Origin of the sequence: Bremerella cremea (assembly GCF_003335505.1) — a bacterium.
Taxonomy (GTDB): domain Bacteria; phylum Planctomycetota; class Planctomycetia; order Pirellulales; family Pirellulaceae; genus Bremerella; species Bremerella cremea_A.
Window position 1 is genome coordinate 64,060 of sequence record NZ_QPEX01000028.1, and the last position, 26,976, is coordinate 91,035.

General features: G+C 54.3%; 13 protein-coding genes and 1 other RNA gene. 6 read left to right on the forward strand and 8 right to left on the reverse strand.

Annotation, left to right across the window (positions count from 1 at the left end; translation table 11 throughout):
• Positions 1-59: 59 nt before the first annotated feature.
• From sdhB to DTL42_RS14045, 3 genes are all read right to left on the reverse strand, one after another.
• On the reverse strand, positions 60-914 hold the full coding sequence (gene sdhB / locus DTL42_RS14035; RefSeq protein WP_114369364.1) for a succinate dehydrogenase iron-sulfur subunit: 855 nt from the start codon (positions 912-914) through the stop codon (positions 60-62).
• Positions 915-995: 81 nt separating this feature from the next.
• A complete protein-coding gene (gene sdhA, locus DTL42_RS14040; RefSeq protein ID WP_114369526.1) occupies positions 996-2,978 on the reverse strand; it encodes a succinate dehydrogenase flavoprotein subunit in 1,983 nt (660 codons plus the stop codon).
• Positions 2,979-3,057: 79 nt separating this feature from the next.
• Positions 3,058-3,861, reverse strand: a complete 804-nt coding sequence (locus tag DTL42_RS14045) for a succinate dehydrogenase cytochrome b558 subunit (protein WP_234824212.1) — start codon at positions 3,859-3,861, stop codon at positions 3,058-3,060.
• A 503-nt stretch (positions 3,862-4,364) separates the two neighbouring features.
• Here DTL42_RS14045 and DTL42_RS14050 point away from each other — a divergent pair.
• Positions 4,365-4,766 carry a response regulator gene (locus tag DTL42_RS14050; protein WP_147274284.1) on the forward strand — a complete coding sequence of 134 codons (402 nt, stop codon included), beginning with the start codon at positions 4,365-4,367 and terminating at the stop codon, positions 4,764-4,766.
• A 1-nt stretch (position 4,767) separates the two neighbouring features.
• On the opposite strand, the gene DTL42_RS14055 is transcribed toward DTL42_RS14050, so the two are convergent.
• Entirely contained in the window at positions 4,768-5,184 is a 417-nt protein-coding gene (locus tag DTL42_RS14055; protein WP_114369367.1) for a hypothetical protein, read from the reverse strand.
• A 236-nt stretch (positions 5,185-5,420) separates the two neighbouring features.
• On the reverse strand, positions 5,421-7,490 hold the full coding sequence (gene ftsH / locus DTL42_RS14060; protein WP_114369368.1) for an ATP-dependent zinc metalloprotease FtsH: 2,070 nt from the start codon (positions 7,488-7,490) through the stop codon (positions 5,421-5,423).
• 488 nt (positions 7,491-7,978) lie between these two features.
• Between ftsH and DTL42_RS14065 the strand changes: the two genes are divergently transcribed.
• Positions 7,979-9,649 (forward strand): hypothetical protein, encoded by a 1,671-nt coding sequence (locus DTL42_RS14065; protein WP_114369527.1) that lies wholly within the window; start codon positions 7,979-7,981, stop codon positions 9,647-9,649.
• A 19-nt stretch (positions 9,650-9,668) separates the two neighbouring features.
• On the opposite strand, the gene DTL42_RS14070 is transcribed toward DTL42_RS14065, so the two are convergent.
• Both DTL42_RS14070 and DTL42_RS14075 read right to left on the reverse strand, forming a co-directional pair.
• On the reverse strand, positions 9,669-10,868 hold the full coding sequence (locus DTL42_RS14070; protein ID WP_114369369.1) for a xylose operon transcription regulator XylR: 1,200 nt from the start codon (positions 10,866-10,868) through the stop codon (positions 9,669-9,671).
• Positions 10,869-11,162: 294 nt separating this feature from the next.
• Positions 11,163-12,923 carry an alpha/beta hydrolase gene (locus DTL42_RS14075; RefSeq protein ID WP_114369370.1) on the reverse strand — a complete coding sequence of 587 codons (1,761 nt, stop codon included), beginning with the start codon at positions 12,921-12,923 and terminating at the stop codon, positions 11,163-11,165.
• A gap of 385 nt (positions 12,924-13,308) precedes the next feature.
• On the opposite strand from DTL42_RS14075, the gene DTL42_RS14080 reads away from it, so the two are divergent.
• Entirely contained in the window at positions 13,309-21,462 is an 8,154-nt protein-coding gene (locus tag DTL42_RS14080) for a tetratricopeptide repeat protein (protein WP_158545378.1), read from the forward strand.
• Positions 21,463-21,524: 62 nt separating this feature from the next.
• Here DTL42_RS14080 and DTL42_RS14085 read toward each other — a convergent pair whose 3' ends face one another.
• A complete protein-coding gene (locus DTL42_RS14085; RefSeq protein ID WP_114369372.1) occupies positions 21,525-22,508 on the reverse strand; it encodes an MBL fold metallo-hydrolase RNA specificity domain-containing protein in 984 nt (327 codons plus the stop codon).
• 203 nt (positions 22,509-22,711) lie between these two features.
• On the opposite strand from DTL42_RS14085, the gene ssrA reads away from it, so the two are divergent.
• From ssrA to DTL42_RS14105, 3 genes are all read left to right on the forward strand, one after another.
• Positions 22,712-23,072: a transfer-messenger RNA gene (ssrA, locus tag DTL42_RS14090) on the forward strand.
• Positions 23,073-23,282: 210 nt separating this feature from the next.
• Complete coding sequence (locus DTL42_RS14095) at positions 23,283-25,019, forward strand: hypothetical protein (protein ID WP_114369373.1); 1,737 nt, start codon at positions 23,283-23,285, stop codon at positions 25,017-25,019.
• A gap of 533 nt (positions 25,020-25,552) precedes the next feature.
• On the forward strand, positions 25,553-26,911 hold the full coding sequence (locus DTL42_RS14105) for a DNA methyltransferase (protein ID WP_158545379.1): 1,359 nt from the start codon (positions 25,553-25,555) through the stop codon (positions 26,909-26,911).
• Positions 26,912-26,976: the final 65 nt, after the last annotated feature.

The following is a 26,976-nucleotide window of genomic DNA, read 5'->3' on the forward strand; positions in this document are numbered from 1 at the left end:
CCCATTGGGGCATAGGAAGTCGTATTTTTTCGGCAAGCCTGCTCGTTGGCCCCAAGCAATTAATGAGCCTTGGCACCACGATCGAACCAGCGGCGAAGGGTGTTGAAGGTCGTTTGGCGACCAATTTTGCCGATGCTCATTGTTAACGGAATTTTCTTCGGGCAGACAGCCACGCAGTTCTGGGCGTTGCCACAGATTTGAATTCCGCCTTCTTGGGCCATGATATCAAGCCGGTCGCGGGCGATCATCTTGCCGGTTGGGTGCAGGTTGAACAGCACCACCTGGCTGATCGCGGCCGGTCCGACGAAACCAGTGGTGTAGGCATCGGTCTTGCGATCATCAAACGCTTCGTCAGATTCGCCCGAACGCTGCATCAGTTCGATCTTGCCGTACTGCGGGCAAGCTTCCACGCAGCAGCCACAGGTCATGCACTCGCTGAGTGGGTAAGCCGTTTCCTGGTCGTAACGAGATTGCTTCGGACCGGGGCCTAGGTCGTAGTATCCGTCGGCAGGAATCCAGCCTTTGATCTTCTTGAGGGCGGTAAACATGCGGCTGCGGTCGACGAACAGGTCGCGAACGACCGGGAACTTCGTCATTGGGCGAAGTTCGATTTCCAGGCCGTCTTCCAGCAGCTTGTCGACCAATGCCGAGCACGATTGACGCACGCGACCGTTGATCACCATTGTGCAAGCGCCACACACTTCTTCCAGGCAGCCACAGTCCCAGCAAACAGGCGTGGTCTTCTGGCCGTTGGAAGTCTTGGCCTTCGCCGCGATCTTCTGCAGCACGCTAATCACGTTCAGCTCAGGCTCGTAATCGAGCTCGAACCGTTGCCAATAGCTCGGCTTCCCCGGGCCATCTTGGCGGAGAATTTTCACGTAGAAGTTTTTTGGCTTATTTGCGTGGGCAATCATCGGTTAGGCCCTATTGGCTAGTTTATACGTTGACTTCTAGTCAGCTCGCGATGGCTTAGGCTGCCGGAGCGGCAACCCTCTTTAGTTCGTCGCTGCAGCCTCTTGGGCGGCAGCTTTCTTTTTCGCTTTGCGTTCGTTCCAAACGATACTGATCTCTTCAGCGCCGACCAGCCCGTAGAGGCGAGGGCGAGGTGGTTCGATGCTGGTATCTACCTCTTCGTAGGTGATGTCCACGTGATCCCCATCGTAGGAGGCAATGGAACTCTTGAGGAATTTGTCGATGTTGGCCTCGAACTTGTCGCACCACTCTTCGGCTTGGCGGCGATGTTCGGCAGGATCATGCGAGGTCAGGCCAGGCAGTTCGAACTCTGGCTTGTAGTGGGCCCCACGGCATTCGTCGCGAGCCAGGGCCCCTTTGAGAATCGCTTCGGCGATCGGGAACATGTCTTGCAACGCCTTGGTGAAGAGCACGTTTTGGTTCGACCAGTTGCCGGTATCCGAGAGGGCACACTTCCAGGCACGCTGCTTCAAGTCGGCCAGCTTGCTAATTCCCTCTTCCAGTTGCGAATTGACCCGCACAACGGTCGCCGCGCTGGTCATCATGTTGCCCAGTTCCTGATGAATCAGGTATGGGTTTTCGTCGCCAGATTGTTTGAGCAACGCATCGTGGCGACCTTGCTGCTTCTTGGCGGCTGCTTCGTACAGTGAAGCGGGTTGGTCGGCAGCGGATGAACCAGGCTTCATGTTGTTGAGCAGCGTTTCGAGGCCAGGGGCGACGAAAAGGCCAGAGAAAATGCAGCTCAGCAGCGAGTTCGCACCCAGGCGGTTGGCACCGTGGTAGTGGTAATCGACTTCGCCAATCGCGTACAGGTTCGGGATGCTTGTGGCTTGATTCGTGGGCGAACCAGGAACCAGTCCACCGCTTTCTTTCTTCTCGTAGTTGGTCCAAAGCCCACCCATGCAGTAGTGAACTGCCGGGAAAATACGCATCGGAGTGTAGCAAGGATCGATACCCTGGAACTTGCGATAGATATCCAAGATCCCGCCCAGCTTCCGGTTCAGTTCGCTGGCTTCGATGTGGGTCAGGTCGAGGTAGACGCACTGGCGATCTTGTTCGACACTTAGCCCGTCGTTGACGCAAACGTCAAAGATTTCACGCGTGGCAATATCACGCGGGACCAAGTTACCGTAGGTCGGATAGCGTTCTTCAAGGAAGTAAAAACGTTCGCTATCGGGAATGTCTTTCGGAGCACGAGGGTCGTGTGGCTTGCGAGGAACCCAGACGCGTCCACCTTCACCACGAGCACTTTCACTCATCAAGCGAAGCTTGTCGGCACCGGGGATCGCGGTTGGGTGAACCTGGATGAATTCGGCGTTGCCATACTTGGCACCTGCCTGAAAACAACGGCTGGCGGCAGAACCGTTGCAGGTCATGCTCATGGTCGAGCGGCCATAGACCAAGCCAGAGCCACCGCTGGCAATCACGACGGCATCGGCACGGAACGAGCGGATTTCCATGCTGAAAAGGTCTTGGGCGACGGCCCCAACGCAGTCCCCTTCGTCATTCATGATAGGACCAAGGAAGTCCCACATTTCGTACTTCTTGACCAGGCCTTCGACCTCCCAGCGACGAACTTGTTCGTCTAAGGCATAAAGGAGCTGTTGCCCGGTGGTTGCCCCGGCGAAAGCAGTTCGCTTGTAAAGCGTACCACCAAAGCGGCGCCGATCGAGGAAGCCTTCCTGGGTGCGGTTGAAGGTCACCCCGAGGCGATCCATCAAGTCGATCACCTTTGGGGCCCACATCGCCATTTCGTAGACGGGAGGCTGGTGATTCAGGAAGTCGCCACCGTAAACGGTGTCGTCAAAGTGTTTGTATTCGTCATCACCAAGTTGCCGCGTCGCGTCGTTGACGCTGTTGATACCCCCTTGGGCACAGACGCTATGCGAGCGTTTGACCGGCGTGAGGCTCATCAAGTCGACCTTGATACCTAATTCGGCCAGTTTCATGGTGGCGGACAAACCAGCTAAACCACCACCGACAACCAGGACTCGCTTCTCTGCCATTCCCATCCACCTTTGACTCTTGGATTTTCCATTGGCGGCGTTTCTCCTTTCCGTTTTAACCGAAAGGAGTCACGTAGCTTTAACGATCCGATTCAGCCGAGTCGGCTTCTTCGTCGTCGTTTGTGTAGAACTCGGATTCTTTGGAGTGCTTATGTTCGTTGGGCAAGATATCGCCGGTTTCCGACAAAATCTGATATGCTTCGTCTTCTTGCACACGCACTTCGGCGATCTGCTCGCTACTCATCGTATAGAGGCCAACAATGGAGGCCATTCCGGCGATAGACAAGGCGACGAAGAGACAATTTGCGACCAGCTTGGCCCCCTCTTGGGCTTTAGGGCTAACCCAAAGTCCCCAAGTGATGCCGAAGGTGAAAATACCGTTCGACAGGTGGAATACCGTCGCCAGGACGCCGATTGCGTACAGAACGGGGAAGATGATCGAGCCTTGCATGGCCTCGGCCCCACTACTGGCGGCGTTGTAGGGGGAGAATTCCGCCCCGCCAAGTGGGTGGGCAACGTACTTCTCCCAGAACTCAGCATGAATCCAGCCGTGCATCTGAAAGACGTGCCAGGCAATGAACAGGAAGGCAATCAAGCCCGTGGCCCGCTGCATGGTGTAGCGGAAATTGCTGTTGTACGGGTAGGCCTGGGTATTGGGGTGACCACCCTTGGTGATAATCAGCCCGTAAACACCGTGGAAGATGATCGGCAGAAAGATGAACGTCCACTCGACCAGGGGCAAGATTGGCCCGAGGGAGTGAATGTGGAACACCAATCGCTGAAACAGTTTAGGTGACGCGAAAACACTCGCATTGACCAGCAAGTGAACGATGACATAAGCGCCAACCGGAACCAGGCCTAGCAAGGAATGCAGGCGTCGCAACAGAAATTCGTTGCGTTGAAAAAAATTGGGTGCCGAGCTCACCACAGACCCTTTCCGAAATCGAGATTCTTTTGGTGGTAGAATCTCGCTTGCAAGTGTTGTCTCTAGATAGCTTAAGGACGACGAAATCGCCACTCGGCCGCTACTCCGACCAACCATCGAAGGGGGCCGCTCGCATGCTGCAAGTTATAACGGAATCACGACTTAGTTATAAGTACCCCTTGTGATTTCCGCCAAAAATCACGTTCAGTATCAAAATTGCTGATAAAGTGGGCAGTTTGCGTCGATCGGTCTGTCAGAATGGCAGGCATTGAAAAAAACGGTTTTTTTGTCTCAGGCGTTCTGTCTGCCATTATGGTGATTTTCGTCCTAATTTATGGGGCTAGGTTGATTGGTATTGCTGCCAGAGCAATTAATTGCAAAGAATGGGAACTATATTTGCACTTTGAAGCATCGAACTTGTTGCTCTGCCAACACCTGTGTTTCTCCGTAGCGGCCCAGCCATGCGAAATTCAACCCAACCTGTGATGCTGATTACTGACGACGATCGCTCGTTTCGCGAGACGATGGCCGAGGTGTTTAGCCGTCGGGGGTTCGCACCACTTTTGGCTGCCAATGGTGAAGAAGCGATTCATGTCGCCCAAGAAGCCATCGTGCATGTGGCGCTGTTCGACTTTCACATGCCGCAGCGGACCGGTCTAGAATCGATTTCCGCGTGTCGCAGCATGGGAATCAATATTCCCTATATCTTGCTGACAGGGGCGCTCGACTCGGCGATCGCTACCCAGGCCGAAGACGTAGAGGTTTTCTCGCTATTAGAGAAGCCCGTTAGTATTCAGATCGTCACCGGGGTCGTCAAAGAAGCGATGGCGAGCCACTATCCGTGGTTTGAGTCAGGACGCTAAGTTACTGTTGGCTTGGCTGCGATGGATCGACTTTCCACTGCCCATCTTTAAGAACAGCCACAAGATCTGCCTGAACTGGGCGGTCCTCAGAAGGATCGACACCGATGGTTGATGTGGTGACTGAGATGGTCGTGGCGTCAATGCGCTTGGCATGTTGGATGGCAAACAAAGCGATTTTGCTCGGGGTAAGCTCCTCGTCGCCAACCTCTTCGATTAGATTCGTGCGATCTGAAAAGCGGGAGAGAAATTCTGGGGAGGCAGAATCGCCAAAGACTAGCACAAGCCACTTCTTTTTTCTTACTTCGCGACTCTTGTCTGCCTGTTCAAATTGATAACGAAGTGTCGCTTCCGCTACGTTTAGGGCATCTTTTTCCGAGATCGACCAGGTGTCGTACGGTACCTGAGGTTGTGGAGCCATTTTCCAGAATGCGAGCGCAACTATTAGGCCAATGGAAAGTAGCCTGCCGATGATATTCCACATACTTGATCTCTTGTCATTTTCCAGGCGGAAATGCGAATACGCAAGTTCAAGCATCCTAACTTATGGAAGTGACTCAATCTAGAAAAAAGCCCTCGCCGGGCGACATAGACTTTTCGTGAAAGCCTGACGCGCCCGGTGAGGGCTTTGCTTGTTTGCGTGATGTTGGCGAGCGACTAGGTTCCCTGGTCCATGCTTCCTGAAGAAGGGGGAATATCGTCGGCGTTGATCTCTTTGGGCGTTCCGGTCCGTTTGGTTTCAGTTCCGGGAACGATGCGTGGGCCGTCGGAGGTTTCTTCGATTACCCGCTTGAGCTCGTCGGCGTCGACTACTTCCAGCTCCATCAAACGCTCTGAGAGGGCTACGAGGGCGGACCGTCGGTCTTCCATCATTCGTTTGGTGCGAAGCAGTAGTTCGTCGATGATGCGTTTGATTTCCAGATCGATCTCGCGATAGGTTTCTTCGCTGTGCGAGCGGGCTCGTTCTTCCGATTGCTCGGGAATGAACGCCGACCGGCCACTGGCTCGGTAATTGACGCGTCCCAGGCGGCTCATGCCGAAATCGGTGACCATGCTCCGGGCGATCTCGGTAGCCCGTTCCAAGTCGTTTTGAGCTCCGGTTGAGATCTCTTCGTAGACCATCTCTTCCGCCAGAGTACCGGCTAACAGAACTTGGATACGGCTTTCTAGTTCGCTTTGCGTCATCAGGAAGCGATCTTCCGTGGGACGCTGCATGGTGTAGCCGAGCGCGGCCATGCCGCGGGGGATGATCGATACCTTATGGACTGGGTCGGTGTTCGGCAAGCAGTAGGCGACCAGGGCGTGGCCGCTTTCGTGGTAGGCGACCCGCAGTTTTTCGTCCTGGTGCATGACGCGTTGCTTCTTTTCCAGCCCTGCGGTGACGCGTTCGACCCCTTCGTCGAACTCTTCCATGCCGACCGCCACTTTGCCTTTGCGAGCCGCCAAGAGGGCCGCTTCGTTAACGAGGTTAGCTAGATCGGCTCCGGAAAAGCCGGTGGTGATCGCAGCAACCCCTTTCAGGTTCACCGTGTCGTCTAGTTTGACGTTACGGACGTGAACGCGCAGGATGTCTTCGCGACCGCCAGCATCGGGCCGATCGACCAGCACCTGGCGATCGAATCGACCTGGGCGAAGGAGAGCCGGGTCGAGCATTTCTGGCCGGTTGGTTGCGGCGATCAGGATGATGCCGGTATTCGCTTCAAAGCCATCCATTTCAACCAGCAAGGCGTTGAGCGTTTGCTCGCGTTCGTCGTGCCCGCCAACAAGGCCCGCTCCGCGCGTTTTGCCGAGGGCGTCAAGCTCGTCGATGAAGATGATACAAGGACTTTTTGCGGCGGCTTGTTGAAACAGATCACGTACGCGAGCCGCTCCAACACCAACAAACATTTCCACGAAGTCAGAACCGCTCATGCTGAAGAAGGAGACGCCTGCTTCGCCCGCGATAGCTTTGGCCAGCAACGTTTTACCGGTTCCTGGAGGGCCCACCAGCAGAACGCCTTTGGGAATACGGCCACCGAGTTCCTGGTACTTTTCTGGCGAACGCAGGAAGTCGACGATTTCTTTCACCTCGTCGATGGCTTCCTCGATCCCGGCTACATCTTCAAAAGAGATGTTTAAATCGTCCTGCATGTGGAGTTTGCCACGGCTACGGCCAAAGGCGATTGCGCTGCCCGTGCCGCCAATGCGCCGAATCATCATATAGCAGAACAAAACCCCCAGGGCGATTACCAAGAGCATGCCACCGTAGATCTCGAAGAAATTGGGAGGGCCGACCGCTTTGTAGTCGGTAAAGCCCTTCTCATCGAGCATGTTTTGGATTTTGCCTGCAGCATTCTCGCTGCGAACCAAATAGGTGACGACGGTTTGGTCATTGGTAGTCGCTTTGGAAGGGTCTGCCGAGTCGGCATCGTAGCGATCGACCTTACCGGTAACCGATGCCGGACCGATTTCCACGTCGCGTAAGTTGCTGTATTGGATCTTGGAAACTTTGTCGTCGCTCCCTTTGCGGCTAACGGTGGTGCTGCCGGTGAATTCCCCCTTGGCGTCCTTTTCCATCGCCGCGATCAGGTTTTCCAGCTCTGGCTGAGACAGTTCATCTGAGGTGGGGCGCATCAGATAAAGCACGGCCAGGAAAATGGCGACGCCAGCGAGGACGACATACCACAAATTACCGCCGTTGCTGTTTTTGTCGGGGCGTCGTTTGGGCGATTCGTCGTTGTTTTCCATGTTCTTCCGCTTTGATTTCTTCGCAAATATAAAGGGAGACGAGCTTCCACTAGAGAGACCAGGGCACCCGACGAATATTCATCGTATACCGGCAAGTGGCTTACGCCTATCTTTGCCAGCTGGCAAAAACGGGCAAGCTGCTAGCTCGTTGGCCGGAGGATGCGGTCTGAGCCGATTTTGCGGACTTTCTACGAGAAATCGCAACGGTTGTCCCCATTTCGGCTGGTCTGAGTGGCATCTTACCAGCTTCTGGTCAGTAAACAGGACTCTCAGGATGTTGATTCATGGTCTAGGGGGACATTTAACACGTGAACTTAGTTCTTAAATCGCTATATTGTACAAAGCTCATCCCCCAGCATCAGATGTACCCCACCGCCCCATTTTGCTTTAACCGGGGTTCAATATTAAGGAGATGCGCCCGTTAATTCGGCGATGGAACTGCCGGCGCGTGTTATTTAAGTCACTAGGTTTTGTCGTTAGGTTCCGTGATGCGTCGTCATTTTCTCAGCTTTTGGGGTGTTTTAGGGCTGTTGGCTGTGGTTAATCCGCTTGCGGCGGACGATCACTTTCTGACTATTGGTGGGGGGCCTGCGCCAGACAGTAATCAGGTTTCGCTGGAGAACAACGTTCTTTATTTCCAGCGGACACTCTCGCAATTAGAACGAGATACGGACGAACACGTGATTTTGTTTGCCGATGGCGAGAAGCCAGAGGCTGACTTGCAGTTTCAAAATCCGGAACGCGGTCCGGAAGATTTACATCGGTTGCTAGCAGAAATTGTCGGCCCAGCTAATGGGATTCGGTTCGACTACCGCAGCAGCACAGTACCTGGGGTTCAAGGGGCAGCCGATCCAGACACAATCAAACGAACGCTGGGGGATCTTTCTCAGCGTCTCAAGTCGGATGACCGCTTGATTCTTTACTTTACCGGTCATGGCGGGCGCGAGAGGCCAGAGAGATCTTCGCGTGGGCGGCGTCCTACCGCAGCGATTGCCGCAGACGAGGAGAAGCCGACCGAGAAGTCCGCTGAAGATAAGGACGAGCAAGAATCGGACCACGAAGACTCGAACGACGCGGCCGCCCCTGAAAAAGAAAATCGCTCGGAAGAGGCATCCCCGTCGAACGAACGTCGTTCTAAACGTCCTGGCTATACGGGAAATCACACGCATCTGTGGGATCACAAGACGATGACGGTGACGGCCTGGACGGAGATGCTAGATGAATTGCCGCAGGATATGCCGGTGGTCGCCGTCATGGTGCAATGTTACAGCGGTGGCTTTGGCAACTTGATCTTTCAGGGAGGCGATCCGAAGAACGGTATGTCGAGCCATCCACGTTGCGGGTTCTTTTCGACGGTGCCTGATCGTGTTGCTGCTGGTTGCACGCCCAATATCAACCAAGCCGAGTACCGCGAATACTCTTCCTACTTTTGGGAAGCGCTGAGTGGTGTCTCGCGAACAGGGGAAACGGTTCACACGCCTGATTTTGATGGGGATGGCCAAACATCGTTGTTAGAGGCCCATGCGTATACCGTTTTGCACGCCGACACGATTGATATTCCGACCCGAACTTCCGATTTCTTTCTGCGAGAGTACTCTGCCACGACGGGTAAGGAAGAGTTGCTGACGATTCACGCGCCCATTGAAGTCTTGCTGGCAACTGCCGATCCGTGCGAACGAGCGGTTATTGAAGGGTTGAGTGATAAGTTTGAACTCAGCGGGGGCGCTCGTGGTAAAGAAGTCGAGGAGCTGATTCGCGCGAAGCAAAAAGAGAAGCGGGAAGTCGATGGCGAAGTCCGCAAGCAGCAGCAAACGGTAGGTCGCAAGCGCAGTGAGATCAAATCGGCGTTGAAAAAGCGATGGCCAGAAATGGCAAACCCCTGGCATCCACGCGTGACGCACTTGTTAACGCAGGAAGCCGACACGCTGCGCGCGATGATTCTTGAGCATGAATCGTACGAAGGGCTGAAGCAAGCGGCCGAAGCGTTGGCAGAGGCTCATGCGAAGCAGGAACAGTTGGAGTTGGAAATCGTCAAGCTGGAACGCCTCAAGTTTTGGCTCGAACGACGAGCACTTGCGCTGAACCTGCCTAGACTGGCCGACGAGAAAACTCAGCAACAATTTGTGGGACTGGTTCGCCTCGAATCGCAACCGCTATAGAAGCGCTCCTGGCATCTCGTTACGGCGCGTTGTCATTCCGTCGATTCTTACGGCGGAATTGACTGGGAACATCTCCCATGGTTCGTTTGAAGCTGCGAATGAACGATTCGGTGTGATTGAATCCGCAACGGAGGGCTATCTCAGGGATCGCCAGGTCGGTATCACGCAGCAGCACGGCGGCTCGTTCTAGGCGAACGCGTCGCAAGATAACCGCCGGCGAGCGGCCCACCGACCGCTCGAAGCGGTTTTCTAAGACTCGACGGGAAACGTTTAACGCTCGTTCGACATCGTGAATTTGGATCGGTTCGCCGGCATTGTCACGAATGAACTTGATGGCGTCGGCGACAATTTCATCTTGAAAGCCGCTGGCATCGGATGAGCGGCGCGCGAACACGCCTCGTGGTGGAATTTCGATGGGCTGCTGCGGAGCTGGCTGACCTTGGATCATTCGGTCGAGCAGTTCGGCCGCCCGATATCCGACCGTGCGGCCTGCTTGGTCGAGACTGGAAAGCTCGACCGGAGCGAGCGCGGACATGAGCGAGTCGTCCTCGATGCACAGAATCGCCACGTCATCCGGGACTTCGATGGTGGCGTTGGCGCATTGGGTCATGACCATTCGACCGACAATCGCACTCCAGGTGATCACTCCCACCGGTTTCGGTAGGTCCATCAGCCAGCGTCGCAGGCCAAGTTCATTCGAGCGAATTCCATGTTCACGAAGCTTTTCATCGCGGGGGCGATAGGCGAAGACGTGCAGTTGGGCTTCGTCTTGGGCCAGCGTCTGGCGAATGGTTTCTTCCATGACGTTGCTATATCGCATGTGCGGGGCCGGGCCGATATAGGCGACGTTGCGATAGCCACGATCTAAGAAGTGGCTAGCCGCCATTCTGGCACAAGCCCTTTGGTCGGAAACGACACACGGAAAACGTGGCGAATGATCTCGCATCCACGAGACGTTTACGCAGGGTAACTGTCGACGAGAGATGCTGCGGACCAGACTCGCATTGGTCAAGCGGCCAATCACCCCATGGCCGCGCCAATCGGGCGGCAGTTGTAGCACATCCCAGAAACCGTGCGGCTCGATAAAACAGTCCCATCCCCCCTGCTCTGCTGCATAATCGGCGACCCCCCGCAAGACTTCGCGACTCCACTCGGTTGCCGTCTGTACGATCAAAGCAATGGAGCGCCGGGCAGGGACGCCTAACAGAGAGGTGCTCATCAAATCGCTTTTCTATCGGGGACTCAGGCAGCCAGCAACGCAATCAACGACCGTGCATAAGATCAATATACTCGCTTGCTTTGCCGTGTCGATCTGCTACGCATACCTCTTTGATGACATTCGCCGGATCTTGATCTTGTTGTTGAGGTCTGCGCCACCAATCCAATAGGGGCGACCAACGTAAGCCCCGGATTCGTGGCAAGTTGGCCCATAGTCAAGTTGGATTACAGGCGCAGGCGTCAATAATCCTGCCCGGCTTAAACATGCCCAGCCAAGTTAAGAAAACGAACCAACCTAACGTACTGGGGGAGCGTTGGGGTTTTGGGTCATTACGTTGTATTGTGGATCGAAGTACCAATACATGCCGCTGGGGCCTGCCATGTCGAGCAACCATTTTCGTTCGCGAGGCGAGCGGGCTTTTTGCATCAGGGCATAGATGTCGCTGATCACCGATTTGTTGTCGCCGTAGTACGCGTGGCCTAGCAGGCTCGTATCGATCTTCGTCACGTCGATGGTATCGATCCCGTTGAGGATCAAGATGTTCGCACCGACATCGCCAGCCCGTGGATAACCGTTGACGGCCCGCGAGGCTTTTAAGGCTAAGTCATTTTGGGAAGCATAAAGTGTGACATGCTGGGACATGCCGGTTAGCTTCGGGGCGATTTCTTCCGTGAAGACACGGGCATCCACGTCCGGCGCGGCCAAGATGACTTCGTTGAAGACCTTCTGGTTCTGATCGAGATCCGCCGCTAGCGACTCAATTGCAGCCCCAAAGGCGCGATTGCCCATGCTGTGCGCGATCAGGTGAATCGATTGGGCGCCGCTTTGCTGGTGAACCTTCAGGAGGAAGTCTTTGAGGTGCGAAGCTGTCCAGAACGAGTTGGAACGATCGGTCACGTAGCCTAGCAGCTCTCCTTGCGAAGGCCAGCTGAAGAAGACCGGGGCACCTTGGAATTCGAGGTCGTGCGCGATCTGAGCCGTGCGACGGGCTGCGTCTTCGAAGGTGACGTTGTAGCCATGGATGAAGATTAACAAATCGTTATGCGGAGACTCTGCGGCCCGTTGCCGCAGCATATCGAAAAATTCCTTCTCTTCTTTCGACTTCACCTCCATCAGCATGACGTGATCTTCAGGCTTCTCTTCGAATTCCCAATGGATTACCGAGGGGGATTCGAGGGAACCGGTTTGGTGTGACTTGGGAATGCTAACCCTGCACAAACCCAATTGCATCTCGCCTTGTTGTTTGCCGTAGACAATCGATTCGTTCGACAGGAAACGGTCGAACTTCTGGTACTGCACCCAACCTTCTTGCCCCACGACAACGGCACCAGAAAGAGCTACCAGCAGCGTGAGGCCAGAGATGATGTATTGCTTGAAACGTGTCAGAACCAACGCCACGGCAATTCCCAGCAGGCCACACGTAACCGCTGGCAAAAGAGCGTGAAATTTATGTGGGAGCACACCGCTGGGCCAAACCACGGGTGCGCGATCGGTTCCGTAGAAGACCTCGACGACATCGAAAGGATCTTCCGACTTCGATTCCGGCATTTGCTTGGCCAAGGATGATTCCGCCATTGGTTGGCTACGAGCAAACTCTGGCGGGGCTTGCATCGCCTCTGGCTGCATCATCTGTGGCGCGAATTGCGGTTGAGCTTGCTGAGCTTTAAGCGGTATGGCCTGCGGTTGTTGAAGCTGATTCGGTGCTGGTGCCGCGAGACGCTGTCGTGGTGCCGTGCTTTCCACATTTTGCCGAGCGAATGTGCGTGGTTGATACTGTGAAGGGGCGTTTTCTGGTGGGGGGATCTGTCCAGGGGCACTTGGCTGGCCCAGAGGAGCCATTTGGGGTTGCTGCTGAATGGGGATTGGTTGCTCTGCAGGAACCGGTGGCGTATTTGATTGCGCGACGGTTGCTGGAGAATCGGCTTTGGGTTCCGCTTTTTCAGCCTCTTGGCTACAGCCGGCCAGGAAGGCCAAAAGAACCATGACAGCCAACAGCCCGCCAGCGAGTGAGGTTTTCGATTGGTGAGCCAAAGATGGTTGGATGCAGCCGTGCATTACCCCAATCCTCTCGTCGTATTCAAATTAACTGGATGCCGTGTGGCAAAAGAGGGGATGATCGTACTTGGGAAGAAGCCCAGGAGAAAGATCGATTTTTGTGGGAATGCTGGCTCTCGCCAAAAGGGCGAATGTTTGTGCTAAATAATTGGCAATTTGAGACTTATGGCCTATGACAGAGGTATTGAGGCTTCTGCCGCATGATTTTGAACGTTGAGCAAAACTTTTCGCCTGCTCGGTTCGTCTTGTTCTTTAGCACGGCTCCGTTCGTTCAATCATTCTGGTATCGGCCAGTGAGATTGAAGCCTAGCCTGGATCCCCCAACAACCCTTTTCTTTTGCCCCGAGAATGTATGATGTTGGCGCTTGCTCGAACAACGACCTGGATGTTCGTAGTCCCTCTGTTTTTTGCCTCTTTGGCCTCCGCTGCCGAGGAAAAAGATGTAAATAGCCTGGATGAAACGCTTTATGAGTTGGTCCCGGCTTCGATTCGCGATGCCATGCAAGACCGCGAGTATGACACGGCCGTCAAGTTAATCGATGCCCAACTGGCCACCGACGAGGGAGACAAGGAGCAACTTCTTTATATCAAAGGGCGAGCTTTTCACTTCGCGGGAAAGTATGAAGAAGCAGTCCAGGTCTTTGAAGCACAGCTCAAACGTTTCCCCGATTCCCATTGGGCTCGCAAGGCGAAGTTTGCCATCGGCTTAGCCCATGCTCGACGGGGCGATTATCGCAGTGCGGAAATTGCTTACCGCGAGCAAGCCACGTATCTCTTGTCACTCGACCGGAAGGAAGAAGTGGCAGATATCTATCTGAGTTTGGCCAGTGTCGCGTTTACTTGTGGAGAAGAGACGAAAGACCAGCAAGAATACAGCAATGCTCTGCAGTTTTATCAAAAGGCTTTGGAAGTTGGGGCGAAGCCGAAAACCCAAGACAAAATCAATCTGCAGATTGCTCGCAGCAATAACCACTTGGGGCAGCTTGGGCCGGCGATCAACGTTTATCGAGAGTTGATCGACGCTAGCACCGATAGCGACATTCGTTTGGTTGCTCGCTATGAACTAGGCGATCTCCTGCTTAAAGCCGGCCAAACAGCGGAAGCTCGTCAGACCTGGGAAGACCTGCTCGCGCTGCACCAGGGCCAGGGCTCCGAGTTGCTACCCAAGGCGGCGTTTCGTTTAGCCGCGACTTATCACTTTCCAAATCCGCCCACCGATCAAGATTTGGAGCTGGGCGTAGCCGCGTTAAAAGCTTATCTCGCCAAGTATCCAGAACACGAAAGTGTTCCCCAAGCTCACTTCCAGTTGGCTCGGGCCTACTCTAGTCGTGGGCGAGGAGATGACGCTGTGGCGGCGCTCAAGTCATTCCTCCAGATCAAACAATTTGCCGATACCGATGCGTATGCCGACGCTCGCTTCCTGCTGGGTTCGATCTATGCTCAGCAAAACAAGTTCGACGAGGCTGTCGCGGCGTGGAGTGAATATCTTGCCAAACACCCTACGCATTCTCAGTGGAGTGAAGCCCAGCAGCAGATAATCAACGCCCAGTACCAAAAGGCAGAGCACGCGTATAACGAGAAAAACTACGAAGAATCGCGGCAACTCTGGCGCGAGTTCTTACAGCGGTATCCCATTGATTCGCGCGTGCAGCAAATTCAATTTCGCATTGGAAAGAGCTACTACGAAGAGGAGAATTGGAACGAAGCGATTGCCACTTGGAAACAACTCGCCAGTAAGTTTCCTGGTAGCCGAATCTCGGCGAACGCTCGCTACCAAATTGCCCTCACTACAGAAGAGAAGCTCAACCAACTTGCAGACGCCCTCGAACTGTATAAGCAATTAGAGTCGACCGAATTTGCTTCTGCTGCTCAGCGGCGCATCAAGCTGCTTACCGGCGAGCAGTTGGAAGTCGCCACCTTGCGCAAGTTTCGCTCGAACCAGAAACCTTCCATTCAATTGAAAACAAGGAACTTGGAAAAGGTCATCGTTCAGGTCTATCCGATCGATCTGGAGACCTATTTCCGCAAAATGCAGACGACCGGGGGAATCGAGAATCTCGATATCGCCCTGATCGACCCTGCCGAGACTTTTACCTTTGAAGTCCCTGAGTACGAAAAGTATCGCCTAGATACGAACACGGTTGAAATCCCGATTCATACGCCTGATGGCAGCGACGATGGCAAACTCACCGATGCCGGCGTAGTGGCAGTCACAATCACCGGCGAAAAACGCGAAGCCACCACTGTGGCCTTGCAGAGCGACCTGGACATGATTGTGAAAAGCTCGCGGGACGAAGTGTTCGTATACGCTCAGAATATGCGAACAAAGAAGCCGTGGAGTGACGTGCGCTTGTTGCTATCCAACGGCAGTGAGGTCTTTGCTGAAGCAGCGACCGGCGATGATGGTGTCTATCGTGCGAAGCGCGACGAATTGCATGGCTCTGGTGATATTCGTGTGCTGGGGGTTCATGGAGGTCATTCGGCGGCGAACATCGTCGACCTTCGCGGGCTAGAAATGGCCCGCGGCTTAGAACGCCGTGGCTATCTCTATACCGATCGTCCCGCTTACCGGCCTGGGCAATTGGTTCATTTGCGAGGCATCATTCGGCACGTGCAAGACGATCGCTACATCGTTCCGGCAGGCGAAGCGTATCAGCTAGAGGTCGTCGATCCACGTGGCCGCTCGCTGTACGTCGAAGAGGTGAAGCTAAGCGATTTTGGTTCGGCGGGTGGTTTTCTCGTACTGCCGAGCCAAGCACCGGTCGGGCAATACCAACTGGTGATGAAGTCCTTGAAAAATAAAGAGGACGTGTACCGAGCTAATTTTCAAGTCGCTGAATTTCAGCTTCCCCGTATCTTTCTGGATATCGAACTGGAGGAAAGCGTTTACTATCGGGGCGAAGTGGTGAAAGGGAAGATAGTGGCCAAGTATTACCACGGTGATCCTGTTATTGGCCGCAACGTGCAATATCGGCTCGATGGCAAACAGCTTGAAGCCAAGACCAATCAGCAAGGTGAAATCTCGTTTGAGATGCCAACCCGCGACTTGCGGGAATCGAAGGTGGTTCAAATTCAGGCCCAAATGCTTGGCGAACAGGCCGCGACCGCCAAAAGCGTTTTCATCTCGGCGGTTGGCTTTACGATGAACGCAAACGTCGTGCGAGATACCTATCTGGCCGGCGAATCGTTTGATGTGTCGGCCATGGTGAAAGACTTGGATGGTGAGCCCCTGGCAACCGACCTAACCCTTTCGGTTCTGCGAATTGCCAACGACAAAGCGAACCATTCGCAAGAAGTGTTGGTTTCCAAACATGATGTAAAGTCGAACGAAAAGGGAGAGGCACGGCAGACGTTGTTGCTGGAAAAAGGTGGGCGCTACATTCTCCGGTTCACAGGAGTCGATCGTTTCGAGCACGCGATCAGCGCTCAGACGGCAGTTCATATCTCGGACGAAAACGATCGTATTCGTTTGCATATCTTGGCCGATCGCCATTTGTTGAAAGCGGGCGAAAAAGCATCGATCAACGTCCATTGGCGAGGTGAGCCCACTTTGGCGCTTGTCACGTTTGAAGGCTCAAAGATTCTTGCCTATCGCTTGGTTGAACTTCAGAACGGAAAGAATGATCTGAAATTCGACGTCGATACCTTCCTGGCCCCCAATTTTCAGTTGGCAATTGCCGCGATGACTGACAACGAGGATGCCGACGCGGATCAGCCCGCTCCCTTGCGGTTTCATACAGCCGATAGCGACTTCCAAGTGCAACGAGACTTAAAGATTACTCTGAAGCTGCCTGAGAATGCCCGCCCTGGCGAAACGGTCAAGGCCACGCTGCATACGACCGATGCGTTGGGCAATCCTCTGCCAGCGGAAGTTAGTTTAGCCTTGGTCGAAAAGAGCTTGCTCGATCAGTTCCCGCCAAGCTGGTCGAAGCCAAGTGATTTTTGGCAAGGGAACGCTCGTCTGTTTGCGATGCGTGCAACCTCGAGTATCGACTTCCACTATCAACCGGCAACGGAAGAGATCAACAAACGCCTATTGGAAGAATCGGAGCGTCTACTGGCCGAGCGTGAGATGCGGGCCGAGTTAAATGACTTCTCTCGCGCGGCAGATAGCCCGGCTGATACGGCGGCAGCAGAAGTAGATGGCTATTCCAATAATATGCCTGCAAGCCAATTGGTGCCTAGTAGGGGAGGCTATGGTGGGTTCGCTGGCGAGCGTTTAAGTGGAGGCGGAGGCATGGGAGGCATAGAGGGCGGCATGGCCAACCAGGTGCCCATGTCCGATAGAGGTTATTTTGAAAAAGCTGCTATCAAAAAGCAGTCGCAAATGGCCGGGAACTATCCCGTCGACGACATATTATATTCAGTCGATCAGGCAGAAATACCTTTCGATAACCGCGCATTGCAAAATCGCTATACCTGGGAAGAGTCCAAAGCGATTCGCCAAAAAGCATGGGTTTGGGATAGCGACGGGAACGCGCAGATTGGCTTGCAAGTTATTGATGCCAATGGTCGCTATCTCAATCGTTTGATGCTTTTAGAGCAAGGGGAAGAGGCGAACCAGCAGCTGATCCAGGCATACATTACCGCCGCCCAGAAGCGTGGAGAGATTGTTCTGGCTGGTCTTCCCCAACAGGAAACGGCCTTCTGGGAGCCTAACTTAACCACCGACAAGCAAGGCAACGCAACCGTCGAGATCACGCTTCCTCCCAACTCGACAACATGGAAGCTGTTGGCTAAAGGGGTTACGGTCGAAACGTTGGCTGGCGAAACGGATGCCGAGTTGACGGTCGCCAAGCCGTTGTTCGCCGACATGAAGCTTCCCCTCGCGCTGCAAAGCGGAGATACCATTCAAATTCCGGTACGTGTTTTCAAGAAGGATGGTCAACCTGGGAAGGTGCAGCTTGAATTGGAAATTGCGATCGGCGAGAAGAAAATCACGCAAACGAAAACGATCGAGTTTCAAGAGAACCACGAACATGACTTGTTGATTCCGCTAGAAATCGACCCTGCTGCGGTAGAAAGTGCTTCGCCCGCCGAAGCTTCGTTTCAACTGACGGTCAAGTCGGGCGACATGGTCGATGTGGTTCACCGTTCGGTTCCCGTTCGTCAACGAACCTATCGCGTGGTCCGTTCTGCTGCCGGCAAGGCGGCCAGCGATATGACGGCGATCGTCAACTATCCGACAGGAATGCCTTGGGAGAACCCCCAACTAGAAATCGTCATCGGGCCCAATGTGCAGAGCGATTTGCTGAGTGTGCTTTCTCCTCCGGCGATGCCGCTGTATCGCTGCGGTATTGTCTCGGCAACGCCGATCGATACGACCACCAGCAATATCCTTGCCGGGCTGGCCTTAGAGAAACTGTTGTCTCAAAGCCCAGATGCAGGTGGGCCGGCGCTCGATTCCGTCAAGGCTTCGGTTGATTCAGCGATTGCTTCGTTGATTGTGATGCAAAATGGTGATGGTGGTTTTAGTTGGAGTGGTGCTCAAACAGGCACTAACCGCTATTCAACGGCGCGAGCCGTTTGGGCATTGGCCGCCGCTAAGAAAGCAGGACATCGCGTCGATACCGACCTGTTGCAAAAGAGTGTCTATACACTGAAGAACCAAATTCCTCAGTTGCCGGTCGGTGATTACGACAGCAAGGCGACCCTTTTGCATGCGTTGACGGAGGCTGGCAGCGGCGACTTTTCGCTGGCAAATCAACTTCACCGGAATCGCCCTTCGTTATCGGCTGCCGGTTGCGCCTATTTGGCCCTTACGTTTGCGGCAATGAACCGTACCGATACCGCACGCGAACTGGCAGATCTAGCGAAGAGCAAGTTCGGACAGAAAGATGTTGCTGGTTGGAACAGTTCCATCGTCGAGGCTCAAGCACTCTACGCATTAGCCGTTTGGGAAACGCAGCCTAAGTCGCCTGAGATGGCCCGCATTGCGAAAGAAGTTTTGCAGCAGCGGACCGGACATCGTTGGCAGCCAGATAAAGCTACCGGCCCGGCGATGTTAGCCATTTGTGGTTGGACGGCCGGTAAGCAGTTGGCCGCCGATGAATATCAATTGACGATTTTAGTGAATGACAAGGAAGTAAAAACATTAAACGTCGACGCTAACAGCATTACGCAGACGGTGCAAATTCCCGCCGACCTGTTGAAACGCGAGAAGCAGGAAACGGTCAGATTTCAACTGACCGGAAGAGGCGAGTTTACTTATCGTTGCCAGCTGTCGGCGGACGTTCCGTTGGACAAGCTAAAGTCAGATACCGCTCGCTGGAATCTGCAGCGTTATTACGATCCGGCTCCACTCCGTTTCGACGGCGAAGAGATTGCTCGTGGCTTTGGTGTGGTCAGAGGAGGCTATCGCTCGTTCCGAAACGAGCTCTCGCAGTTGGCGGTTGGCGAGCAAGGGAAAGTGCAATTGCAACTTTATCGGACGAATGTGCGTAACGACGAGGATGAACAGCAAATGGAATACATTGTCGTCACCGAGCCAATCCCAGCCGGAGCGACGATCGCCCCCAGCTCTATCATAGGGAACTATGAACGCTACGAAATTCATCCTGGCTATGTCTTGTTCTATGTGGGGGCTTTCCGTGGATCGAGGAGCATCTCCTACGAATTGGTAGGCATTCAGCCAGGAGATTTCTACATTGGACCAACGTTGGCCCAAGACGTTTATCGCCCAGAGGCCTTGGTGGTGGGCACGTCGAAGACGTTTAACGTGCTTCCGGCAGGGCAGACGAGTAAAGATGAATATCGTTTGACTCCACAGGAACTTTACGAACTTGGCAAACGCAAGTTCGCTCAGGGGGACATCGCAGGAGCAGAGAAGAACCTGACCGAGTTGTTCAGCAATTGGACACTCCACAACGATCCTTTCCGCGATACGGTCAAAATGCTGTTTGATATTCATCTGCAAGAAAAGAACCCTGCCGCTGCGGTGAAGTATTTTGAAATTTTGATCGAGAAGTTCCCTGACGAGCAGATTCCGTTTGCCAAGCTGCTGAAGGTAGGCGATGCCTACAACGAATTAGGGGAGTACGAACGAAGTTATCTCGTCTTCCGGGCAACGGTAGAGGCCAACTTCATGGTCGAAAGCCAAGTTGCTGGTTTTCTGGCCGACAAAGGTGAGATTATTCGAAGCATCAAGGTCATGCAGGACTTGCTGCGAGACACGCCTCAGGAAGCGTATGCGGCAATTGCCCAGTATGCCTTGGCGACCGATGTTTATAGCAGCGCAGCCAATGCGGCGGCTTCCAAAGAAGGGAAAAAGTTGCATCTCAATCGAGTCCATTTCCAAAAACAATCGTTGCAAATGCTCGAACAATTTTTGACGACCCATCCCGAAGATCCTTCTGCGGACGAAGCTGCTTTCGCGTTGGCCTCAGGAATGACCGAGTTAGAGCAGTACACACAAACGATTAAGTTGTGCGAGAAATACAGCAATCGTTATCCTAAGAGCGAGCACTTAAGCAGTTTCTGGTACCTGACGGCCTTCTGTCACTTTGCCTTGAGTCAGCCGCAAGATGCGCTGCAGATGTCGGCGAAAGTCGCTGAAAGTGTTCCGGCGGCGGTTCAGAATTCCGATAGTGTCGCTGCCCAGAATCGATGGCGAGCAATCTATATCATGGGCCAGATTCATCATTCGTTGAATCAAGCCGCTCAAGCCATTGAAGACTACCAGCAAGTCAAAGATCGCTTCGTCGATGCGGCTCAGGCCATCGAGTATTTCACACGGCAAGATATCTCTTTGGAAGAAGTCACCAGCTTCCTGCCGACCGAGAAAGTCGAACTGAAGCTCGATTACCGCAATGTGAAAGACTGCGAAGTCAAGGTCTACCGCATCGACTTGATGAAGTTCGGCCTGATGCAGCGTAATCTGCAGAAGATCACCACGATTAACTTGGCTGGGATTCAGCCGCTGCACGAAACGACCATCGTTTTAGGGGACGGCAAAGACTACCAGAATAAGCAGCGAACGATTCCGCTGCCTGTTACGGAAGAAGGTGCCTACCTGATTGTGGCCCGTGCCGATAATCTGCACGCCAGCGGTTTGGTGCTGGTGAGTCCATTAAAGTTAGACGTGAATGAAGACGCGGTCTCGGGTCGTGTGCGCGTGACGGTGAAGGACCAAACCAAAGATCACTATGTTGACGATGTCCATGTGAAAGTCATTGGCACCCACAATGCCGACTTCGTCTCGGGGGATACCGATCTGCGTGGGATCTTCATCGGCGATGGCATTCAGGGTCGCACAACGGTGATTGCTCAAGCCGATAAAGGGGAATACGCCTTCTTCCGGGGCACGACCGACCTGGGGCCAAATCGGCCAGAGATTATGAACCTAAATCGTGCGGCAGATCCGCAACAAAGGCAGCCGCAAGCGGAACAAGCGAAACCGATGGGGCAAACCAATGCCAAAGAGGAACTGCTGCGTGGTATTCAGTCAGGCAACGGCATCATCCAAGAGGAGCAACGCCGTAACCTTGATCTGTATTATCGCAACGACTTCAAGGGGGGCATCAAGAACTTCAAGTTTTAAGCCCCAGACCGATTGAATTTTTGCCTACGAAAACGCAGGCTGGCCGATGCACGAAGAACTCGCTAGGCCAGCCAACGTGCATCGTGGCCACGCTGGCGTAGTTCTTCCACAAAGCTTTTCGGCCCATGCGTGCAGAAAACCGCCTGGGGAGAGACTTGTTCGACAGCATCGAGTAGTTGATCGAAGTCGGCGTGATCTGAAAGCGGAATCCAATGGTCCCTCGGTGCCGATTGCCGTCGTTTGGCATCCATGGCCCAGCCGGTGACATGGATCTTTTCTACGTGAAGTGCCCCTGGTAGCCCGCTTGGGGCGAGAGGCTTCGGCGGTACGATCACCGCACAGCCAGGCACCGGGCGGCCTTCGTAAAGACGAAAGTCACCCAACTCGCAGCCCGACGCTTGATAGATCTGGCTGATCTCGAAGATCGTCGGATGCTGCAGCACGGGGATTCCATGCGAAGTAAGGATCTTGGTAACCTCTTGCGATTTGCCTAGTACATAAGCCGAAATAACCGGCGTGGCGCCTCGCCGGATAGCCTGGGTTACCGTTTCGAGAAGCATTTCAATGACGACTTCGCGAGCAGGCAAACGGTAGTTCGGGTGGCCGAACGTACACTCCATGATCAGGTAATCGGCCTGACAAAGTTCAGCCGGTTGGGCGGTTGCCGAAGGGCCGAGGCGAAAATCACCGGTGTAAAGGAGCGAGCCTTTCTCGTGTTCGGTAAAGAGCATGGCCGAACCAAAGATGTGTCCTGCCGGCAACGCTGTTAGCCGATGTCCGGCGATTTCCTGCGGCTGACCGAATTCCATGACCCGGGTGGTAACGTTTCCGAGCCGATGTCGAACCATCCGTGCGGTCGCCTCGGTACACAATGCCAACGCGTGGCTGGCCGCATGATCCATATGAGCGTGCGAAATGAACCCTATCGCCTGGCGGCGCGTCACATCAACGCCAATTCGCGAAGGAAGGAGAAACAGCCCTCGGTCGGTCGCAAACAGCCCGGAAACGTGGCCTGGACGGATAGTGGAAGGGGATAATTCAGGCATTAACCATTTCTGTCGCGCGTTATCTGTCGGTCTGGTCGCTTTTCTTTTGGTCAAGGAGAGCCTAGAATACAGGATACGAGGTAGTGGTCTGTCTTAGGCGGCTACCTCTTTGTACCTAATTCTTCATGCCAACGGGGCATTCTGCCGATAGGTAGAGGGCCTTTTCTCAGAAATGAGACGGACGGCAAGAAGAATCTTACACCGGGGGCGAACTGGTATCGACCGGGTAGTCTGAAGTGTAAGTTGCGTGTCGTGGTTGGTCAGCAGGCCACGTAAAAAGCAGACCAAACAATAATTGCAAACGATAACTTTGCACTGGCTGCCTAATTAGTTGTAGCCCCGACTGAGGGTCTTTGTCGGAGAGACCTGAAAGTCGGACGCCAATTCCGACTCGCCAACGGTCACGTGGAGCACGCCTGCGGCTAAAAAACGTTCTCCTCTAGCCTTCCGGGAATCCCGTCGACTGGAGCCCCGTTTGGCGAAACCTCAATAAGTCGAATACACACGTAGATGCTTGCATGGAAATATCGCGGCACGCGGGTTCAATTCCCGCCGCCTCCATCTAAAGCCGTCTTACGATCTTCGTAAGGCGGCTTTTTTCATGCGCTTACGTCAAATTCCCTGCAAAACAAGGACTTCGGAAAACGCTCTGTGTCAGGTTGCGTGTCAGGTTAGCCGCCAAAAGTGTCAGGTTGGCCCCTCCGTAGCCAAAGTCAGGCACCTGCTACATGCCCCAGTTTGGTCAACCCATTTTCACCAGATTGGAGGTACAAGATGCCAGCACGCAGACGAGAACTCAAACCTGACACGAAGGGCCGCTATCGCCCCTACCTTGGCTTCCGATTGGACGCTGACGGCAACCGCAAAGAACACCGCTTCAACCTCGGCACGAACAGGAGGGAGGCGGAACGTCGTGTGGACCGTCTGTACGACCTTCACGATGAGAGCGAGATCGTCGCAGGTGAGACAATCTGGACCCCGTTCGCCCTCTACGCAGCTAAGCTCATCGAGAAGGGCACTTTCACCATTCCGTATCCATTCCACGAGCATCTGTTGCGTGAAGAAGACCCCACCGCACAGTACGCTCAGATGCTTCACGTCGAGCAGCAGAACCACCCGTCCCTGCACATCGTCCCCGCTGAGCCGGACTTGTACGCTCACGGCCTCAAGGTCAACGGCTTGGCCGTGGGTGAGGAACTCAAGGAACTCGAAGAGGCAGCACGACTTCTCGGAGTCATCACCTCACGTCAGGTCATGCCCGACCAACTCGTCACGGGCACACTGCACGAAGCTCTCGATGTCTTCGGTCAAGAAGTCGTACACAAGAACAACGTGCGAGCCGGAACAGACGGAGAGTTGACCCAGTACGGAAGGCTGCGCATGGAACGGATTGGCCGCTTCAAGGAGCGGCACTCTGACATTCCCCTTTCTGCTTTGCACCTCGACAGTTGCACTGATCTCGTGCGTTACTGGGCGAACCGGCCACCGACCAAGAATCGGCGAACGGGAGGACTTGACGGAAAGCCCATCGCACGAAAGACCGCTGAACACCACATCAAAGAACTGTTCAGCTTTCTCAATTGGCTTGACGCTACAAGTCGATTCTCATGGATCAAACCTCGTGGTCTCGCCCAGATCAGTCGGAAGATCGCAGAACTTGATGTCGAGAAGGCGAACAAGCTGAAGGCAGTGCAGAAGGACACCTACACCCTAGAGGAACTCGCTGTACTCAATCGTCACGCCACTCCACTTGAACGACTACTGCTCTATGTGGCACTGAATTGTGGGATGGGCGCAGCAGAACTCGGGCGGCTTCGTTCGGACGACTTTCTTCTCGATCACGAACACGAACATGCTCTTCGGTTGGGGTTTACTTCCACGGAGACGGACAGTTTCATCCGGTTCCTTCGTCCCAAGACAGGTGTGTTTGGTGAGTGGCTGTTGTGGCCCGAGACGATTGTGATGGTTCGCTGGGGATTCGCCCGATCTCGCCGATTCGGAAGTGAACTGCTCTTTGTCTCTGAGAAGGGCGACCCGTGGTACAAGGAGCAAGCAAAACGGAATCCACAAGCGAAGTTCACGAACGTCTTCACCGCCCTGATTCGAAGAATCCAGAAGAGCGAACCGAGCTTTCGCAAATTGGCATTTGGAACCCTTCGTGACACGTTGCCGAACATGCTTCGCCTGAGCCATTCCAGCGAAATGGCGAGCATCTGCTTGGCCCACGGCTCGACATTCAAGGGTGACGAGTTGATCGACTGCTACACCAACAAGCCTTTTGGTCGCTTTCACGATCTGATGCGTGAAGCCAGACGCATGGTGGAAGTTGTCTTTGCTGCCGTCGATGGCGACCCAACCGAGGCTCCGACCCAACAGTACATTCCTCTGAAAGTTCGTGAACAGATGCGAGCAATGCTCAAAGAGCGACGGCCCACAGGAGAAATTGCCAAGACCTGCGGAGTTTGCAGAGCCACGGTCTGCCGTGAACGACAACGAATGGACTCGAACTGAGACCAAAAGCTGGGAGTCATTTGGGCGATCAATGTGGGATTTCCCACATTGATCGCCACAGCCCCTGAATCTGGACACCAAGTAGGCACCTGCTACTCAGGCACAACCGAAGCACAAATAGGAAGTGGAAAGGAGGTGAGTTCAATCAGTTCGAAACGAGTGAAGCCAAGAGAGTGTAGCAGGTGCCTGACCACCGGATCGGGATGAATTGCCCGTTTTGGAAAACGTTCTTGCTCGACAAGCTTGCTGCCAAGAGGCAGTCCAACTTTTGTAACCCCGACGTTGAACACGTCGGGTTTTTTGATCCCCCGACCTATTCGCCGGGGGCTTTCAGGCCAGACTTCACCTGCGTCTGAACCGCTCTCGGTGTGTCTGCAGAACCAACAGCCTTTACGACGACTTGTGAACCCCGACGTGCATTCGTGCGACGGGGTTTTCTTATGCCCTTTCGGAACGACCGGAACAGCTTCAACCAAGCGAGGCTGGTGCCTTGCGGCTGTTCCGGGTACATTTTCACCCAAGGAGACCATTCCATGAACACGACATCCATCACCATCAGCGACATCCAGATCGGCGAGCGTCACCGCAAAGAACTCGGTGACATCGGCAGTCTCGCCCATTCCATTTCCGACGATGGGCTACTCCAACCCATTGGCGTCACCCCGGACAACCGGCTCGTCTTCGGCTACCGCCGACTCCTCGCCTGCCGAGACAACTTGGCGTGGACCGAGATTCCTGCCGTTGTCATCGACATCGAGAACCTGACGCACGGTGAGTGGATCGAGAATACGATCCGCAAAGACCTGACCCTCTCCGAGATGGTCGCCATCACCGACGCTCTTCGAGATTTCACCCGTGGTGGAGATCGTCGTTCCGATCAATACCGGAAAAACGGTAGTGGTGTCACGAAGAAGGAAGCCTGCGAGATCGCTGGTTGGAAGATGGACAAATACGACGACGCCAAAAAGGTCGTCGAGAACGCTATCGACGAACTGGTGAGTGCGATGGACAAGGGGGAAGTCTCACCTCACGCTGCCGCCCAGTTGGTCGAAGAACCCGAAGACATTCAGCGTGAAGCTGTTGAAAAGCTCGGATCAGCCAAGACCGCTGCTGAGCGCCGAGGCATCCTGAAAACCGTGCGTCGTCTCAAGAACCAGAAGAAGCTTGCGGAACGACGAAAGGCTGAGCTTGAAGCTCCTTTGGACCCGGACTCCGTGAAGATTTTCCACACTCCACTCCAGCAGTTGCAGGAAGTCGCCAACCTGAAGTCGGGTTCCGTGCAATGTGTCCTAACCGACATTCCCTACGACGGTGAGTTTGTCAGCCAGATCGGTGATTTGGCTCGACTCGCTTCCGAAGTGCTTGTCGAAGGAGGCATCTTCATCTGCTTTGTTGGCCAGCACAAGTTGAACGATAAGATGCGAGCGTTCGACGAACATCTGACCTACCAGTGGATGGGAACGTCTCGATGGGTTGGGCGCTGCAACCAGATGCACGCCGTGAAGGTCGTGAGCAACTACACGCCCTTTGTCATCTACACCAAAGGACAGCGGAAGCCTGATGAATGGACCAAATGGGTGGACACGCTTGATCTCGACCGGCAGGAGAAGGAATACCATCCGTGGCAGCGACCGCTGGCCGAAGTGGAAAGCCTTCTCCTCAGTTTCACAAAGCCCGGCGATCTTGTTGTTGATCCGTGCGGTGGTGGATTCACCACGGCTGTCGCCTGCCAGCGACTCGGGAGACAGTGCATCTCCTGCGACATCGAAAAGGCATACGTCGTCCAAGGTTTGGAGCGACTTGCCAACGCACAGGCTTCAGAAGAGGCCGAGTCTCTCGATGGCACTGTCCCGATTGACACCGATCTGATTGACAACGAGCAGGCTGCTTGAAGCCGTCTTTCATCTCGTCCAGCCTTTGAAACGGGCTGCGTTCCTCTTGGACCGCAGCCCGTTTT

Excerpts from the sequence above, each read along its gene's own strand:
- DTL42_RS14065 (WP_114369527.1), top strand. The coding sequence starts at position 7,979 with ATGCGTCGTCATTTTCTCAGCTTTTGGGGTGTTTTAGGGCTGTTGGCT.
- DTL42_RS14085 (WP_114369372.1), bottom strand. The coding sequence starts at position 22,508 with ATGCCTGAATTATCCCCTTCCACTATCCGTCCAGGCCACGTTTCCGGG.
- DTL42_RS14075 (WP_114369370.1), bottom strand. The coding sequence starts at position 12,923 with ATGCACGGCTGCATCCAACCATCTTTGGCTCACCAATCGAAAACCTCA.
- DTL42_RS14095 (WP_114369373.1), top strand. The coding sequence starts at position 23,283 with ATGCCAGCACGCAGACGAGAACTCAAACCTGACACGAAGGGCCGCTAT.
- DTL42_RS14080 (WP_158545378.1), top strand. The coding sequence starts at position 13,309 with ATGTTCGTAGTCCCTCTGTTTTTTGCCTCTTTGGCCTCCGCTGCCGAG.
- ftsH (WP_114369368.1), bottom strand. The coding sequence starts at position 7,490 with ATGGAAAACAACGACGAATCGCCCAAACGACGCCCCGACAAAAACAGC.
- DTL42_RS14050 (WP_147274284.1), top strand. The coding sequence starts at position 4,365 with ATGCGAAATTCAACCCAACCTGTGATGCTGATTACTGACGACGATCGC.
- sdhB (WP_114369364.1), bottom strand. The coding sequence starts at position 914 with ATGATTGCCCACGCAAATAAGCCAAAAAACTTCTACGTGAAAATTCTC.
- DTL42_RS14105 (WP_158545379.1), top strand. The coding sequence starts at position 25,553 with ATGAACACGACATCCATCACCATCAGCGACATCCAGATCGGCGAGCGT.
- sdhA (WP_114369526.1), bottom strand. The coding sequence starts at position 2,978 with ATGGCAGAGAAGCGAGTCCTGGTTGTCGGTGGTGGTTTAGCTGGTTTG.
- DTL42_RS14070 (WP_114369369.1), bottom strand. The coding sequence starts at position 10,868 with ATGAGCACCTCTCTGTTAGGCGTCCCTGCCCGGCGCTCCATTGCTTTG.
- DTL42_RS14055 (WP_114369367.1), bottom strand. The coding sequence starts at position 5,184 with ATGGCTCCACAACCTCAGGTACCGTACGACACCTGGTCGATCTCGGAA.